At 72.1% G+C, this 16,977-nt stretch carries 12 protein-coding genes, 1 pseudogene and 1 riboswitch; of the genes and pseudogenes, 9 read left to right on the forward strand and 4 right to left on the reverse strand.

The window, feature by feature from the left end:
- Nucleotides 1–63 precede the first annotated feature (63 nt).
- Nucleotides 64–1,149, forward strand: coding sequence for a CobW family GTP-binding protein (locus tag IE142_RS24560; protein WP_191887774.1), 1,086 nt, complete (start codon nt 64–66; stop codon nt 1,147–1,149).
- Between the two features lie 13 nt (nt 1,150–1,162).
- On the opposite strand, the gene IE142_RS24565 is transcribed toward IE142_RS24560, so the two are convergent.
- Nucleotides 1,163–3,619 (reverse strand): DNA gyrase/topoisomerase IV subunit A, encoded by a 2,457-nt coding sequence (locus IE142_RS24565; protein WP_191887775.1) that lies wholly within the window; start codon nt 3,617–3,619, stop codon nt 1,163–1,165.
- A 308-nt stretch (nt 3,620–3,927) separates the two neighbouring features.
- On the opposite strand from IE142_RS24565, the gene IE142_RS24570 reads away from it, so the two are divergent.
- The 4 genes and pseudogenes from IE142_RS24570 to IE142_RS24585 all read left to right on the forward strand — a co-directional run bounded on the left by IE142_RS24570 (nt 3,928) and on the right by IE142_RS24585 (nt 8,761).
- Nucleotides 3,928–5,280: a M16 family metallopeptidase gene (locus IE142_RS24570; protein WP_191887776.1), complete on the forward strand. Its 1,353-nt coding sequence runs from the start codon at nt 3,928–3,930 to the stop codon at nt 5,278–5,280.
- Nucleotides 5,277–6,665: a M16 family metallopeptidase gene (locus IE142_RS24575; protein ID WP_191887777.1), complete on the forward strand. Its 1,389-nt coding sequence runs from the start codon at nt 5,277–5,279 to the stop codon at nt 6,663–6,665. Before IE142_RS24570 ends, IE142_RS24575 begins: the two co-directional genes overlap by 4 nt.
- Nucleotides 6,666–6,856: 191 nt before the next feature.
- Nucleotides 6,857–7,021, forward strand: a riboswitch (cyclic di-AMP (ydaO/yuaA leader).
- Nucleotides 7,022–7,033: 12 nt separating this feature from the next.
- Complete coding sequence (locus tag IE142_RS24580) at nt 7,034–7,798, forward strand: M23 family metallopeptidase (protein WP_191887778.1); 765 nt, start codon at nt 7,034–7,036, stop codon at nt 7,796–7,798.
- A gap of 268 nt (nt 7,799–8,066) precedes the next feature.
- A pseudogene (locus IE142_RS24585) lies at nt 8,067–8,761 on the forward strand (GntR family transcriptional regulator).
- 160 nt (nt 8,762–8,921) lie between these two features.
- Here IE142_RS24585 and IE142_RS24590 read toward each other — a convergent pair.
- Nucleotides 8,922–9,203, reverse strand: a complete 282-nt coding sequence (locus tag IE142_RS24590) for an HPr family phosphocarrier protein (protein WP_019325837.1) — start codon at nt 9,201–9,203, stop codon at nt 8,922–8,924.
- A gap of 199 nt (nt 9,204–9,402) precedes the next feature.
- Between IE142_RS24590 and IE142_RS24595 the strand changes: the two genes are divergently transcribed.
- The 4 genes from IE142_RS24595 (at nt 9,403) to IE142_RS24610 (ending at nt 14,954) form a co-directional block, all read left to right on the forward strand.
- Nucleotides 9,403–12,408, forward strand: a complete 3,006-nt coding sequence (locus tag IE142_RS24595; protein WP_191887780.1) for a bifunctional acetate--CoA ligase family protein/GNAT family N-acetyltransferase — start codon at nt 9,403–9,405, stop codon at nt 12,406–12,408.
- A gap of 61 nt (nt 12,409–12,469) precedes the next feature.
- Entirely contained in the window at nt 12,470–13,063 is a 594-nt protein-coding gene (locus IE142_RS24600) for a DUF5998 family protein (RefSeq protein WP_191887866.1), read from the forward strand.
- The gene (locus IE142_RS24605; protein WP_191887781.1) at nt 13,063–14,256 is read left to right on the forward strand and encodes an alkaline phosphatase family protein; all 1,194 of its coding nucleotides are present in this window, start codon (nt 13,063–13,065) and stop codon (nt 14,254–14,256) included. The genes IE142_RS24600 and IE142_RS24605 overlap by 1 nt, the downstream gene beginning before the upstream one ends.
- Before the next feature lie 47 nt (nt 14,257–14,303).
- On the forward strand, nt 14,304–14,954 hold the full coding sequence (locus IE142_RS24610; RefSeq protein WP_191887782.1) for a thymidine kinase: 651 nt from the start codon (nt 14,304–14,306) through the stop codon (nt 14,952–14,954).
- 9 nt (nt 14,955–14,963) lie between these two features.
- On the opposite strand, the gene IE142_RS24615 is transcribed toward IE142_RS24610, so the two are convergent.
- The gene (locus IE142_RS24615; RefSeq protein ID WP_191887783.1) at nt 14,964–15,839 is read right to left on the reverse strand and encodes a PhzF family phenazine biosynthesis protein; all 876 of its coding nucleotides are present in this window, start codon (nt 15,837–15,839) and stop codon (nt 14,964–14,966) included.
- A 57-nt stretch (nt 15,840–15,896) separates the two neighbouring features.
- A complete protein-coding gene (locus IE142_RS24620; protein ID WP_191887784.1) occupies nt 15,897–16,751 on the reverse strand; it encodes a VOC family protein in 855 nt (284 codons plus the stop codon).
- Between the last annotated feature and the right edge of the window lie 226 nt (nt 16,752–16,977).

A 16,977-nucleotide genomic window follows, 5' to 3' on the forward strand; every position in this document is an offset into this window, starting at 1 on the left:
CCGTACGTGGGTGTACGCCTTGCCACGGGCCGGCGTACGCGTGGTGGAGAGAGAGGTCGCACGGTGGGGCAGCGCCCGACTCCGCAGCAGATGCCGGTCGTCGTACTCGCCGGATTCCTCGGCTCCGGAAAGACCACACTCCTCAACCACCTGCTGCACCGCAGCGGAGGCAGCCGGATCGGCGCCATCGTCAACGACTTCGGGTCGATCGAGATCGACGCGATGGCCGTGGCCGGCGCACTCGGCGACTCCACCGTGTCGCTCGGCAACGGGTGCCTGTGCTGCGCCGTCGACGCGAGTGAACTCGACGGATACCTGGAGCGGCTCGCCCGGCCCGAGGCCGGCATCGACGTCATCGTCATCGAGGCCAGCGGTCTCGCCGAGCCGCAGGAGCTGGTGCGCATGCTGCTGGCCAGCGAGCAGCCGCGGGTCGTCTACGGCGGGCTGGTCGAGGTCGTCGACGCCGCCGAGTTCGACGCCACGCGCGCGAAGCATCCCGAGATCGACCGGCACCTGGCGCTCGCCGACCTGGTCGTCGTCAACAAGACCGACCGGGCCCCGGACGCCGAGCGCGTGCTCGCGCTCGTCCGCTCGCTCACCGACCGCGCGGCCGTAGTGCCCGCGACCTACGGCCGCATCGATCCGGAGTTCCTCTACGACTGCCGCCCGAGCGAGGAACGCGTGGGGCAGCTGTCCTTCGACGACCTGCACGACCACTCCGCGCACGGTGCGTACGCCGAACACCTGCACGCGGCCTACGACACGCTGTCCTTCGTGTCCGACCTCCCGCTGGACCCGCGTGGGCTCATGCGTTTCCTCGACAGCCGGCCCGAGGGCCTGTACCGGATCAAGGGCTACGTCGACTTCGGGCCGTACGACTCGCGCAACCGGTACGCCGTCCACGCCGTCGGACGTTTCCTGCGCTTCTACCCCGAGCCCTGGCCCCCGGGCGAGGCCCGCCGCACCCAGCTCGTCCTCATCGGCTCCGGCATCGACGCCGCCGCCCTCGGCGAGCAACTCGACGCGTGTCGCAGGGGCGCCGACGCCCCACCCGCCGACGAGCACGGCATGTGGGGCGTCCTGCGCTACGTACCGGACCCCGAGGGAGCGGAGCGGAGCGGCGGCGAGGAGCCGCCGCTCATGCCCTGACGCCGGGCCTCCGTCAGGCCGGTCCCGCCACCACCGACACCGTCTTCGGCAGCGACACGCCCGAGCCGTCGCGGCGCGGGTCGATCTCCGGGAGCTGGGCCGGTGAGCCGTTCTTCTGTGCGGCGAGCGCCGGGGTGGCGCCGGCCCAGGCGAAGGCCAGGCAGTCCTCGCCCTTCAGGAACCGCTGGCAGCGCACGCCGCCCGTGGCGCGGCCCTTGCGCGGGTACTGGTCGAAGGGGGTGAGCTTGGCCGTGGTCTGGACGGAGTCGTCCAGCGTGCCGCGCGAACCGGCCACCGTGAGGACCACCGCGTCCGCGGCCGGGTCCACCGCGGTGAAGGAGATGACCTTGACCCCCTCGGCGAGCTTGATGCCCGCCACGCCGCCCGCTGGCCGGCCCTGCGGACGGACCTGAGAAGCCTGGTAGCGCAGCAGTTGCGCGTCGTCGGTGACGAAGACCAGGTCCTCCTCGCCGGTGCGCAGCTCGGCGCCGCCGACGATCCGGTCGCCCTCCTTGAGGGTGATGACCTCCAGCTCGTCCTTGTTGGACGGGTAGTCGGGCACCACCCGCTTGACCACGCCCTGCTCCGTGCCGAGCGCCAGTCCCGGCGAGGACTCGTCCAGCGTGGTCAGACAGATGACCGTCTCGTCGTCCTCCAGGGACACGAACTCCGCCAGCGGCGCGCCGCCCGAGAGGTTCGGCGTCGGCATGGACTCGGGGAGCTGGGGCAGGTCCACCACGTTCACCCGCAGCAGCCGCCCGCCGGAGGTCACCACACCCACCTCGCCACGGGCCGTTGCCGGCACCGCCGAGACGATCAGGTCGTGCTTGACCCGCTTGGCCTTGGCGTCCGTGACCAGGGGCTCGTCGTTCACGGTGCGTGCGAGCAGGCCGGTGGAGGACAGCAGGACCCGGCAGGGGTCGTCCGCCACCTGGAGCGGAACGGCGGCCACCGGGGCTCCGGACGACTCCAGCAGGACCGTACGGCGGTCGGTGCCGAACTTCTTGGCGATCGCGGCCAGTTCGGCCGAGACCAGCTTGCGCAGCTCCGCGTCCGAGTCGAGGATCCGGGTCAGCTCCTCGATCTCCGCGTTGAGGCGCTCCTTCTCGGCATCCAGCTCGATGCGGTCGTACTTGGTGAGCCGGCGCAGCGGGGTGTCCAGGATGTACTGGGTCTGGACCTCGCTCAGCGAGAAGCGCTCCATCAGGCGCTGCTTGGCCTGCGCGGAGTTCTCGCTGGAGCGGATGAGACGGATGACCTCGTCGATGTCCACCAGCGCGGTGAGCAGGCCCTCGACCAGGTGCAGGCGGTCCCGGCGCTTGCCGCGGCGGAATTCGCTGCGGCGGCGCACGACATTGAAGCGGTGGTCGAGGTAGACCTCCAGCAGCTCCTTGAGACCCAGGGTGAGGGGCTGACCGTCCACCAGGGCGACGTTGTTGATGCCGAAGGACTCCTCCATCGGCGTCAGCTTGTACAGCTGTTCCAGGACCGCTTCGGGCACGAAGCCGTTCTTGATCTCGATGACCAGGCGCAGACCGTGCTCGCGGTCGGTGAGGTCCTTGACGTCCGCGATGCCCTGGAGCTTCTTCGAACCGACCAGGTCCTTGATCTTCGCGATGACCTTCTCGGGGCCGACCGCGAAGGGCAGCTCGGTGACGACGAGGCCCTTGCGGCGGGCCGTCACGGTCTCCACGGACACCGTCGCACGGATCTTGAACGTGCCACGGCCCGTCTCGTAGGCGTCCCGGATGCCGGGCAGGCCGACGATCCGGCCACCGGTGGGCAGGTCGGGGCCGGGAACGTGCTTCATCAGCGCGTCGAGGTCGGCGTTCGGATGCCGGATCAGGTGCCGGGCGGCCGCGATGACCTCGCGCAGGTTGTGCGGCGGCATGTTCGTGGCCATGCCGACCGCGATGCCGGAGGCGCCGTTGACCAACAGGTTGGGGAAGGCGGCGGGCAGCGCCACCGGCTCCCGCTCCTGGCCGTCGTAGTTCGGGCCGAAGTCGACGGTGTCCTCGTCGATGGACTCCGTCATCAGGCCGGCGGCCTCGGCCATCCGGCACTCGGTGTACCGCATGGCGGCCGGCGGGTCGTCGTTGCCCAGCGAGCCGAAGTTGCCGTGGCCGTCCACCAGGGGCACGCGCATCGAGAAGGACTGGGCCATGCGCACCAGGGCGTCGTAGATCGACGCGTCGCCGTGCGGGTGCAGCTTGCCCATGACCTCGCCGACGACGCGGGCGCACTTCACGTAGCCGCGCTCGGGCCGCAGGCCCATCTCGTTCATCTGGTAGACGATGCGGCGGTGCACCGGCTTGAGGCCGTCGCGGGCGTCCGGCAGTGCACGGGAGTAGATGACCGAGTACGCGTACTCGAGGAAGGAGCCCTGCATCTCGTCGACGACGTCGACGTCGAGGATCTTCTCCTCGTACGGGTCGTCGGGCGGCGGGGTCTTCGTACTACGGCGGGCCATCGCTGCCGGCTCCTTGCTGAAGCGTGAACGGTGATCTGACGCGGTCCATTCTGGACCGCGGCACTGACAGCGACCGACCAGGACCCGTCACGGGCTGCCCGGCCCGGCGCTGCCCGCAGGGTACGCCCTCGTCCCACGCTCTCGTTCCCGGGCCGCCAACCCGTTCTCGCTCTCGGCGTACGGGGTCCGGGAACTCCACCGGTGTCCCGCACGCTTGCATACAGTGGCAGGACCGGCGGAATTCCGCAGTTCCGCCCGACGATTCCACCCGGCTGAACACTCAGCATTCCGCGATCGAAGGGACGTACATGCCCATGGGTCACACGGCCACAGCCCAGGCAGACTCCGGCGGCCTGACAGCGACCGAGCACCGCCTGGCCAACGGCCTGCGCGTGGTGCTCTCCGAGGACCACCTGACCCCGGTCGCGGCGGTCTGCCTCTGGTACGACGTGGGTTCGCGCCACGAAGTCAAGGGGCGTACCGGCCTGGCTCACCTTTTCGAGCACCTCATGTTCCAGGGCTCCGCCCAGGTCAAGGGCAACGGCCACTTCGAACTGGTGCAGGGCGCCGGCGGCTCGCTCAACGGGACCACCAGCTTCGAGCGCACCAACTACTTCGAGACCATGCCCGCCCACCAGCTGGAGCTCGCCCTCTGGCTGGAGGCCGACCGCATGGGCTCCCTGCTGTCCGCACTGGACGACGAGTCCATGGAGAACCAGCGGGACGTCGTCAAGAACGAGCGCCGCCAGCGCTACGACAACGTGCCCTACGGCACCGCGTTCGAGAAGCTCACCGCCCTCGCCTACCCGGAGGGCCACCCCTACCACCACACACCGATCGGTTCGATGGCCGACCTGGACGCCGCGACCCTGGAGGACGCGCGGGCGTTCTTCCGAACCTACTACGCGCCGAACAACGCGGTGCTGTCGGTCGTCGGCGACATCGACCCCGAGCAGACGCTCGCCTGGATCGAGAGGTACTTCGGCTCCATCCCCTCGCACGACGGCAAGCAGCCCCCGCGGGACGGTTCGCTGCCGGACATCATGGGCGAGCAGCTGCGTGAGGTCGTCGAGGAGGAGGTCCCGGCCCGCGCCCTGATGGCGGCCTACCGCCTGCCGGAGGACGGCACGCGCGCGTGCGACGCGGCCGACCTGGCCCTCACCGTCCTCGGCGGCGGCGAGTCCTCCCGCCTGTACAACCGGCTGGTACGGCGCGACCGCACGGCCGTCGCCGCCGGGTTCGGGCTGCTGCGGCTCGCCGGGGCGCCCTCACTGGGGTGGCTGGACGTGAAGACGTCCGGTGACGTCGAGGTGCCGGCCATCGAGACCGCCATCGACGAGGAGCTCGCCCGGTTCGCCGAGGAGGGCCCCACGGCCGAGGAGATGGAGCGCGCCCAGGCCCAGCTGGAGCGCGAGTGGCTGGACCGCCTGGGCACGGTCGCGGGCCGCGCCGACGAACTGTGCCGGTACGCCGTCCTGTTCGGCGACCCGCAACTGGCCCTCACCGCCGTGCAGCGGGTGCTGGAAGTGACCGCCGAGGAGGTCCAGGAGGTCGCCAAGACCCGCCTGCGCCCCGACAACCGCGCGGTGCTCGTCTACGAGCCCACGGCCCCCGCTGACGAGAACGACGCCACCGACGAGAACGAGGAGGCGGCCAAGTGACCGAGTTCGCCACCATGGACTTCCACCCCCAGCCGCAGGCCGGCGAGCCCAAGCCGTGGGCGTTCCCCGCCCCCGAGCGCAGCAGCCTCGACAACGGCCTCACCGTGCTGCGCTGCCACCGCCCCGGTCAGCAGGTCGTCGCCGTCGAGGTGCTTCTGGACGCGCCCCTGGACGCCGAGCCGGCCGGACTCGACGGCGTCGCCACCATCATGGCGCGCGCCTTCTCCGAGGGCACCGACAAGCACTCCGCCGAGGAGTTCGCCGCCGAACTGGAGCGCTGCGGCGCCACCCTCGACGCGCTCGCCGACCACCCCGGTGTCCGGCTGAGCCTGGAGGTGCCCGCCTCGCGCCTGGCCAAGGCCCTCGGCCTGCTCGCCGACGCCCTCAGGGCGCCCGCCTTCGCGGACGGCGAGGTCGAACGCCTGGTCCGCAACCGGCTCGACGAGATCCCGCACGAGCTGGCCAACCCGGCCCGCCGCGCGGCAAAGGAGCTGTCCAAGGAGCTGTTCCCGGCCGGCACGCGCATGTCGCGCCCGCGCCAGGGCACCGAGGAGACGGTGGCGGACATCGACTCCGCCGCCGTACGGACCTTCTACGAGAAGCACGTCCGCCCCGCCACGGCCACCGCCGTGGTCGTCGGCGACCTCACCGGCGTCGACCTCGACGCGCTGCTCGGCGACACCCTGGGCGCGTGGACCGGCTCCGCCGCCGAGCCTCGCCCGGTGCCCCCGGTGACCGCCGACGACCGGGGCCGCGTCGTCATCGTGGACCGCCCCGGAGCCGTCCAGACGCAGCTGCTGATCGGCCGCACCGGCTCCGACCGGCACGACCGGGTCTGGCCCGCTCAGGTCCTCGGCACCTACTGCCTCGGCGGTACCCTCACCTCCCGCCTGGACCGCGTCCTGCGCGAGGAGAAGGGCTACACCTACGGAGTCCGGGCGTTCGGGCAGGTCCTGCGCTCCGCTCCCGACGGCACGGGCGCCGCGATGCTCGCCATCAGCGGTTCCGTCGACACCCCCAACACCGGCCCGGCCTTGCAGGACCTGTGGACGGTGCTGCGCACGCTCGCGGAGGGCGGACTCACCGACGCCGAGCGCGACGTCGCCGTGCAGAACCTGGTGGGTGTGGCACCGCTGAAGTACGAGACGGCGGCGGCCGTGGCGAGCACGCTCGCCGACCAGGTCGAGCAGCACCTGCCCGACGACTACCAGGCCACGCTCTACCGCCAACTCGCCGCCACGGGCACCGTGGAGGCCACGGCGGCGGTCGTGAACGCCTTCCCGGTGGACCGTCTGGTGACGGTCCTCGTCGGTGACGCAGCGCAGATCAAGGCACCTGTCGAGGCCCTCGGCATCGGTGAAGTCACCGTGGTGGCGGCCGAGTAGCGGCACCCGCGCGTGGTGGCCCTGGTGACCCGAGTGTCACCAGGGCCACCGTTTGTCCGATTTGAAGTGGAGGCTGCCTGTCTGTCCTGTGGCATGCGCTACAAAAGCCTTGTCGGGTTTGAGGATTGGAGACAGCCGCGTTTAGCGTCTTCCGGGCTGTTCGTCAGGCAGTACGCCGCACCCGCGGCACCGGACAGTCATCGCCGAGTCCCCGTACGGCGCGAGCCAGGGGAGCCGGGGACCCATTGCAGTCCCTGGGGTGAATCGGACGCCCGCGCGTGCAGCGAGGGGGTCCGTAGGAGACCTTCCTGCTCCGAACCCGTCAGCTAACCCGGTAGGCGAGAGGGAAGGAAAGGACCAGCCTCTACATGGCGTTCACGCGCGCCACCGGGAAGCACCGCCGTCCCAGCCGGATGCACCGCACCACCGCCCGCGCGGCGGGCGTCGCGGCCCTCGCCACCACCGGCGTCGTCGGCACCCTCGCGGCACCGGCGCTCGCCGCCGAGCCCGAGGCGGAGCAGACCGGGATCACGCCGGTCGTCAGCATCGGCGATTCCGTGGCCGACGAGATCGACGCCCAGGCCGCCGCCCAGAAGCAGGCAGCCCTGGACGCCGCTGCCCGTGAGGCGGCCCAGGAGGCCGCGCGCGAGCGGGCCGCCGAGGCGGCCGAGGAGGCGCGCGAGGCCAAGGAGCGCGCCGCACGCGAGGCGGAGCGCAAGCGCCTCAACACCTTCGTGACCCCGATCACCGCCTCATACGTCTCCACCGCCTACCGGGCCGGCAGCTCCCTGTGGTCCTCCGGCAGCCACACCGGCATCGACTTCCACGCCTCCAGCGGTACGTCCGTGCACGCGGTCGGCGTCGGCACCGTCGTCGAGGCCGGCTGGGGCGGGGCGTACGGCAACCAGGTCGTGATCAAGATGCACGACGGCACCTACACGCAGTACGGCCACCTGTCGTCCATCGGGGTCTCGGTGGGCCAGTCCGTCTCCGCCGGCCAGCAGATCGGCCTCTCCGGTGCCACCGGCAACGTCACCGGACCGCACCTGCACTTCGAGGCCCGTACGAGCCCCGAGTACGGCTCGGACATCGACCCCGTGGCCTACCTCCGCTCCCACGGCGTGAACGTCTGACGGCGACCGGGCCTCGGAACGCGCGATGACGACCGGGCATCCGAACGTCTGACGACGGCAAGGCATCGAAAGCCCCGGCTCCTCGAGCCGGGGCTTTCGTATTTCCACGTGCGGTCCGGATTGCCGCGTGCGGTCCGGGCCCACGGCCGCTGTCCAAAAAGCGTCCATGGAATCCGACCCGCCGCCGCGAAATCGGCTTGACTGGCCTAGAGTCACTGAACAGGCGTCAATCATCGACGTTTCACGGGGATTATGGCGGAGGTCGGGCATGCGCATTCCGGCGAACTCGCTGTGCACGGCGATCCGGGACGACATCGTCGCCGGCGTCCACGGCCGCGGCGGCCGCCTCACCGAGGAAATCCTCGCCCGCCGCTACGGGGTCTCCCGCGTCCCCGTCCGCGAGGCCCTGCGTACGCTGGAGGCCGAGGGCTTCGTGGTGACCCGGCGGCACGCGGGCGCGTGCGTCGCGGAACCCACCGAAGAGGAGGCCGCCGACCTGCTGGAGACCCGTACGCTTCTGGAACCCCTCGGCGCCGCACGGGCCGCCCGGCGCCGCACCGAAGCCCACCTCAAGGTGCTGCGCGGGCTGGTAAGGCTGGGGCAGGACCGCGCCAGGCAGGGGCGCATCGACGACCTGCGCGCACTGGACGGGTGGTTCCACGAGACCCTCGCCCAGGCCGCCGGCAGCCCTTCTTTGACGGCGCTGCTGACCCAACTGCGGCACAAGATCGCCTGGCTGTACGTCGTGGCCGCGCCGGCCGATCCGGCGGAGTGCTGGGTGGAGCACGGCGCGATCACCGACGCGGTGGCCCGGGGTGACGGTGAGCGGGCGCGGGCCCTCACGGCGCTGCACACCGAGCGGTCCGCCGCGGTGCACCGGCTCCGGTTCGCCTCCGGGGCCGAACGGACGGTGGGGTGAGGAATTCGCAACGTGCCGTAAACACGCCGAGTCTGCTTCCTTAACGCGGAGGACGTATACAAGAGTCTGATTCGAGGGTGTTTTCCGCTGTCGCCGAAACTCCTTCCGAAAACGGATCGCGGGTTCGCGGATACGGAAAAGGAAAAGCCCGCCCGGGTGTTCCGGGCGGGCCCTTCGGTGTGGCCGGTTCCGTCGGTCAGACGGTCAGACGGTTTCGGGAAGCTCCTCGAGCCCCTCGGAGACCAGCTTCGCCAGCCGGTCGAGGGCGGCGTCCGCGCCCTCGGCGTCGGAAGCGAGGACGATCTCCTCGCCGCCCTGGGCGCCGAGGCCGAGGACGGCCAGCATGGAGGCCGCGTTGACGGGGGAGCCGTCGGCCTTGGCGATCGTCACCGGGACGCCTGTGGCCGTGGCGGCTCGGACGAAGATGGAGGCGGGGCGGGCGTGGAGGCCCTCGGCCCAGCCGACGTTGACGCGGCGCTCAGCCATGTGATGCTGCCCTTCAGGTGTTCAAGGTTTCATGTTGTCTAGACCAGTCTTGTCTAGACCAGTTTCCCACATCGTGAAGCATGCCGGGACGGCACCGTGCGCCGTCCCGCTGGTCGTCGGACCGCGGCCTCGGCCCGACCTTCCGTCCCCCACAGACTGCCTCGCGCCGTTGCCGTACGCGAGCCGTACTCTGGGGCCCATGCAGACCTCGGACCGGCACGAGTATCCCGCCCACTGGGAGGCCGACGTGGTGCTGCGCGACGGCGGCACCGCGCGCGTCCGCCCCATCACCGTTGATGACGCCGAGCGCCTGGTCAGCTTCTACGAGCAGGTCTCCGACGAGTCGAAGTACTACCGCTTCTTCGCGCCGTACCCTCGCCTGTCCGCCAAGGACGTCCACCGCTTCACGCACCACGACTTTGTGGACCGGGTGGGACTCGCTGCCACCGTCGGCGGCGAGTTCATCGCCACCGTACGCTACGACCGGATCGGCCCCGGTGGAACGCCCGCCGGCGCACCCGCCGACGAGGCCGAGGTCGCCTTCCTCGTGCAGGACGCCCACCAGGGGCGCGGGGTGGCCTCGGCGCTGCTGGAGCACATCGCCGCCGTCGCCCGAGAGCGCGGCATCCGCCGCTTCGCCGCCGAGGTGCTGCCCGCCAACACCAAAATGATCAAAGTGTTCATGGACGCCGGGTACACCCAGAAGCGCAGCTTCGAGGACGGTGTGGTCCGCCTGGAGTTCGGGCTCGAACCGACCGACCGCTCGCTCGCCGTGCAGTACGCGCGCGAGCACCGCGCGGAGGCGCGTTCCGTGCAGCGGCTGCTGCAGCCCGGCTCGGTCGTGGTGGTCGGAACCGGCCGCACGCCGGGCGGGGTCGGCCGCAGCATCCTCGGCAACATCCGGGACGCGGGCTACACCGGCCGGCTGTACGCCGTGAACAACGCCTTCCCCGAAAACCGGAAGGAGATCGACGGGGTGCCCGCGTGCCGCTCGGTGCGCGACATCGACGGACCGGTCGACCTCGCCGTCGTCACCGTCCCGGCCGACCGCGTCCCCGACGTCGTCACCGAGTGCGGCGAGCACGGGGTGCAGGGCCTGGTGGTGATCTCCGCCGGATACGCCGACAGCGGCACCGAGGGACGCGAACGCCAGCGCGCCCTCGTGCGGCAGGCGCGCACCTACGGCATGCGGATCATCGGACCCAACGCCTTCGGGATCATCAACACCTCCGCGGACGTGCGGCTGAACGCCTCCCTCGCCTCCGAGATGCCCCGCACCGGCCGGATCGGCCTGTTCGCCCAGTCCGGCGCCATCGGCATCGCCCTGCTCTCCCGGCTGCACCGGCGCGGCGGCGGAGTCACCGGCGTCACCGGCGTCTCGACCTTCGTCTCGTCCGGCAACCGCGCCGACGTCTCCGGCAACGACGTCCTCCAGTACTGGTACGACGACCCGGAGACCGACGTCGCGCTGATGTACCTGGAGTCCATCGGCAACCCCCGCAAGTTCACCCGCCTCGCCCGGCGTACGGCGGCCGTCAAGCCCCTGGTCGTGGTGCAGGGCGCCCGGCACGGGGGCGTGGCGCCGCAGGGACACGCGGTGCGGGCGACGCGGCTCCCGCACGCGACGGTCTCCGCGCTGCTGAGGCAGGCCGGCGTGATCCGGGTCGACACGATCACCGACCTGGTCGACGCAGGACTGCTGCTCGCCCGCCAGCCACTGCCCGCCGGGCCGAGGGTGGCCATCCTGGGGAACTCTGAGTCCCTGGGACTGCTGACGTACGACGCGTGTCTCTCCGAGGGGCTGCGGCCGCACCCCCCGCTGGACCTGACAACGGCCGCCTCGGCTGACGACTTCCACGCGGCGCTCTCCCGCGCGCTGGCCGACGACACCTGCGACGCGGCGGTGGTGACCGCAATCCCCACGGTGGGGGAGGTGCCGGGGGCGGCCGGTGATGCCGAGCTGGCGGAAGCCCTGCGGTCGGCGGCCGCCGCGGTGCCGACGAAGCCGGTCCTCGTGGTGCACGTGGAGCTGGGCGGCCTCGCGGAGGCCCTGTCCGCGGCGGCGAGTACGGCACCACAGGCGGCCGCGCCCGCCGAGACCCTGCCGAGCCCGGGCGGGCCGGAGCACGCCGGGCCCCAGGCAGCCCCCGCCCCCCACGCCACACCGGCCACCGAGCCCCGGACGCCTCCCACGGCAGGTGCCGCCCGACCCGACGCCCCTACCCAGCCGCCCGCGACCGGACCCGCCACCCCTGCCGCTCCCGCCTACCCCACCGCACCTGCCCCACCAGCCGCCCCGGGCACACCCGCCGCATCGCTCACGCCGCCCACCGACCGCGGCACCCGCCTCATCCCCGCCTACCCCGCCGCCGAACGCGCCGTCCGAGCCCTCGCCCAGGCCGTCTCCTACGCCCAGTGGCGACGCGACACCGCCGACCCCGGCAAGGTGCCGGAGTACGAGGACATCGACGAGAAGGGCGCCGCCGGCCTGATCGCCGGGCACCTCGCGCGCGGGCAGGGACTCACCCTCGGCGACGCGGAGACCTGCGAGCTGCTCGCCAAGTACGGCATCCACGTCCACCGCGCCCTGCCCGCCCCGACGCCCGACGACGCGGTGGCCGCCGCGCGCACCATCGGCTACCCCGTCGCCCTCAAGGCCACCGCTCCGCACCTGCGCCACCGGGCCGACCTGGGCGGCGTACGCCTCGACCTGGCGGACGAGGACCAACTTCGGCGGGCCTACGCGGAATTGACCGAGCTGTTCGGGACTCCCGCGGAGCTGCGCCCGGTGGTGCAGGGCATGGCGCCGCGCGGTGTCGACACCGTCGTACGTGCGGTCATCGACCCGGCGGCCGGCGCCGCGCTCTCCTTCGGGCTCGCCGGGGCGGCCACCCAACTGCTAGGCGACATGGCGCACCGGCTGATCCCGGTCACCGACCGCGAGGCGACCTCGCTCATCCGCTCGATCCGCACGGCGCCCCTCCTCTTCGGCTGGCGCGGCTCGGCCCCGGTCGACTCCGCCGCACTGGAGGAACTGCTGCTGCGGGTCTCCCGGCTGGTCGACGACCATCCGGAGGTCGTCGCGGTCACCCTGGAACCGGTCGTCGTCGCCCCGCGCGGCCTGAGCGTCCTCAGCGCCTCCGTCCGCCTCGCTCCCCCTCCCGCCAGAGACGACCTGGGCCCGCGGACACTGCCCGCTTACTGACCGCGTACCGCCGGGACGGGTGCCGCACAGGCGTCCCGCGCAGTCGGTGGGCCCCCGTAGGATGGACGGCATGGCCAAGACCAGTACGACGACCCAAGGGCTGCGAGCGGCGATCGAGCGCAGCGGCTACTACCCGGCCCTCGTGGCCGAGGCGGTGGAGGCCGCCGTGGGCGGCGAGCCCGTGCGGTCGTACCTGGTCCACCAGGAGACGACGTTCGACCAGAACGAGGTGCGCCGGCACGTGACCGTGCTCGTGCTCACCGGCAACCGCTTCATCGTCAGCCACACCGACGAGCAGGCCGCCGACGACACCTCCCCGACGCCGTACGCCACGACCTCCACGGAGTCCGTCAAGCTCGGCCGGATCTCGTCCATCGTCGTCAGCCGCGTCGTCGCCAACCCGGAGCAGTACAAGCCGGGCACGCTGCCCCGCGAGATCGTGCTCACCATCGGCTGGGGCGCCGTCTCCCGCCTCGACCTGGAGCCCGCCGCCTGCGGCGACCCCAACTGCGAGGCCGACCACGGCTACACCGGCAGCTCGACCGCCGACGACCTGAGCCTGCGCGTCAGCGAGGCCGGGGACGGTCCGGAGACGGTGCGCCAGGCGCTCGCCTTCGCGCAGGCCCTCTCCGAGGCGACGGCGGACTCCCGCTGATGGTCCAGCCCGCCGCCTGGGACACCGACCCCGAACCGCTCCCCGTCGACTCCGCCCCTGTACCCGAGTACGGCACGGGCTCCCTCGCCGACCTGCTGCCCACCCTGGCCGCGGGCCTCGGCGTCCCCGGCGCGACCGCGGGCATCACCGAACTGACCCCCGCCGACCGGAACTGCGTGTTCCTGATCGACGGCCTCGGCTGGGAGCAACTGCGCGCCCACCCCGCGGACGCCCCCTTCATGACCTCGCTCCTGGGCAGCTCGCGCGGTGGCACCGGCCGCCCGATCACCGCCGGCTACCCGGCGACCACCGCGACCTCCCTCGCCTCCGTCGGCACCGGCCTGCCGCCGGGCGCCCACGGCCTGCCCGGATACACGGTGCGCAATCCGGACACCGGCGAGCTGATGAACCAGCTTCGCTGGCAGCCGTGGACGACGCCGGGCGCCTGGCAGCCCTACCCCACCGTCTTCGACCTCGCCCACCGGGCGGGTGTGCACGCCGCCCAGGTCTCCTCCCCGACCTTCGCGAACACCCCGTTGACCAAGGTCGCGCTCAGTGGCGGCACGTTCCACGGCCGGCTGTCCGGCGAGGACCGCATGGACCTCGCCGCCGAGCAGCTGGCCGGCGCCGACCGCGCGCTCGTCTACACGTACTACGCCGAGGTCGACGGCGCCGGCCACCGCTTCGGCGTCGACTCCGACACCTGGCGCGGCCAGCTCGCCCACGTCGACCGGCTCGTCCAGCGCCTCGCCGAGCAGCTGCCGCCGCGCAGCGCCCTGTACGTCACCGCCGACCACGGCATGATCGACGTGCCCTTCGACGAGGATCACCGCATCGACTTCGACGAGGACTGGGAGCTGAAGGCGGGCGTCGCCCTCCTCGGCGGCGAGGGCCGCGCCCGGCACGTGTACGCGGTCCCGGGCGCGCACAACGACGTGCTGACCTGCTGGCGCGAAGTACTCGGCGAACAGTTCTGGGTGGCTTCGCGCGACGAGGCGATCGAGGCGGGCTGGTTCGGCCCCCGCATCGACGACCGGGTGTACGACCGCATCGGCGACGTGATCGCCGCCGCGCGGGACGACGTCCTGCTCATCGCCTCGGAGCGGGAGCCGAAGGAGTCGTCGATGGTCGGCAACCACGGGTCGATGACCCCTGCCGAGCAGCTCGTCCCCCTGCTCGAAGTACGCTCCTGATCCCCTCCGCCATATCGATCTCGCTGTCGAAAGGTGCTCAACCCCTCATGCCCGAGCTGGTCTTCTTCTCCGGAACGATGGACTGCGGGAAGTCGACGCTGGCTCTCCAGATCGAGCACAATCGCTCGGCGCGCGGCCTGGTCGGCATGATCTTCACCCGCGACGACCGTGCCGGCGAGGGCAAGCTCTCCTCACGCCTCGGCCTGGTCACCGACGCGGTCGAGGTCGAGGACGGCCAGGACCTGTACGCGTACGTCGTCGACCACCTCTCCCGGGGCGGACGCGCGGACTACGTGATCGCGGACGAGGCGCAGTTCCTCGCTCCGGAGCAGGTAGACCAACTCGCCCGCGTGGTCGACGACCTCCGCGTCGACGTGTACGCCTTCGGCATCACCACCGACTTCCGCTCCAAGCTGTTCCCCGGCTCCCAGCGCCTGGTCGAACTCGCCGACCGAGTCGAGGTGCTCCAGGTCGAGGCCCTGTGCTGGTGCGGCGCCCGCGCCACGCACAACGCCCGGACGGTCGGCGGGGTCATGGTCGTCGAAGGTGCCCAGGTGGTCGTCGGCGACGTCGCGCAGTCCGCCGACGAGGTCGGCTACGAGGTGCTGTGCCGACGCCACCACCGGCGCCGGATGACGGCGGCGACGTCCCGCGCGGCGGCGCTGTCACAGGACGTGCTGCCGGTGTCCTCCGCGTGACGCTCGGCCTCAGCCGACACGGGCTCCCGCGCCCTCGACCCTGACCCGCCGATCGCCCGCGCGCAACGTCACCGTGAGTTCGCCCGGCCGGCCCAGGTCCTCGCCCTGGTACAGGGTGAGGACGGCGTCGTCGGGCACGAGACCGAGTTCACGGGCGTACGCTCCGAACGCGGCGGCCGCGGCGCCGGTCGCCGGGTCCTCGACGACACCACCGACCGGGAACGGGTCGCGGACGTGGAAGACGGTGGCCGACTCACGCCACACCAACTGGACCGTGGTCAGGTCCAGGCGGTGCATCAGGGTCTCCAGGCGTGCGAAGTCGTACGCCAGGTCCGCGAGGCGGGCTCGCGTCGCCGCCGCGAGCACGAGATGGCGCGCGCCGGCGAACGCGATCCGGGGCGGGAACGTCGGATCGAGATCGGCGGCCGGCCAGTCCAGCGCCGCGAGCGCCTCCGCGAGGTCGGCGTCGGCGACGTCCTCGACGTGCGGCTCGACACTGGTGAGTGTGGCCCGGACCGACCCGCCCTCCTCGGTCACCTCCACCGGCACGGTGCCGGCGCGCGTCGCGAACAGCAGATCCCCCGGCCCGATCCGCTCGGCCAGAGCCACGGCGGACGCGACGGTGGCGTGCCCGCAGAACGGCACCTCGGCCTTGGGACTGAAGTAGCGGATCCCGTACGCCCGCCCCTCCCGGCCGCCGAGCCCCTCCGGGGGCGGGGTCAGGAACGCGCTTTCCGAGTACCCGAGTTCGGCGGCGATGGCCAGCATGTCGCCGTCGTCCAGGCCGGCCGCGTCCAGGACGACACCGGCGGGGTTCCCGCCGTCGGGGGCACTGGAGAACGCCGTGTAGCGAAGGACTTCGGGCCGCGTCGCGTTTGTCGTCATGCTCGCGGCAACAGCGGGTGGAACGGGGCTATTCCGGCCCCGGCCGCACCTGGTCCGTCACCGACGCGGGCGCGAGATCCGCTCGTCCCGCTCGTCCGCGCCCCGGGGCCGTCCGCCCTGCAGCACCGCGAACCGCGCCCCTTCCGGATCCGCCACCATCGCCACCCGGCCGTGCTCGGTGTCCCCGGCCGGCTCGATGACGTGTCCGCCCAGACCGATGACGCGCTCCAGGGACTCCTCCGCGTCGGCCACCTGGAAGTACGTCACCCAGTGCGGCCCCCGGTCGCGCGGCAGGGCGTCGCCGACGCCGCGGATGCCGGCCACGGGGCGTCCGTCCAGGAGCAGGGTCATGTAGTCGACGTCGTCGGTGGTGACATCCGGGACCAGTTCGAAGCCGAACACGGTCTCGTAGAACTTGGCGACGCCCGCCGAGTCGTAGGTCATCAGCTCGTTCCACGCCGGTGTGCCGGGTACTCCCGTGACGGCCGTGCCGAGGTGGGCCGCCGGCTGCCAGACACCGAAGACGGCGCCCGACGGGTCGGAGCCGATGGCCAGGCGGCCGGCCTCGCCCGCGTCCAGCGGGCCCACGCCGATCGTGCCACCGCACAGGCGTACCGTTTCGGCCGTCCGGTTGACGTCGTCCGACGCGAAGTAGGGCGTCCAGGCGAGGGGGAGGTGCCGGTCCGACGGCAGTTGGCCGACACCGGCCACCTCGTGTCCGTCGAGCAGCGCCCGTGCGTAAGGGCCCAGTTGTTGGGGGCCGGGCCGGAACTCCCAGCCGAACAGCGCTCCGTAGAAGTCGTGGGTCGCGGCCGGCCCGTGCACCATCAGGCTCACCCAGCAGGGTGTGCCGGGCGCGCGCCGGGCGTTCGTCTCGCCGTTCCGGCCGGCCGACCCCCGTGCGTCGGTCATCGTCACTCTCTTCTCGGCCCTGCGCGGGCCGTGCGTCCGCTTGCGCTCCGACGGATTCCGTTCCGACGGACCTTCGCGCCGGTGCCGGGCCTTCGGGCTTGCCCGTGGGGCGGTCATGCTGTCCGGGTGGTACAGCATGTGCTCGAACCCGTACGCCTCGTGATCGGTGCTGCCCGGCGGGCAGAGTAGCCCGACATCGGCGCGGCGGCCACTCGGTACGCCAGGA

Source organism: Streptomyces mutabilis (assembly GCF_014649815.1).
GTDB lineage: Bacteria > Actinomycetota > Actinomycetes > Streptomycetales > Streptomycetaceae > Streptomyces > Streptomyces mutabilis.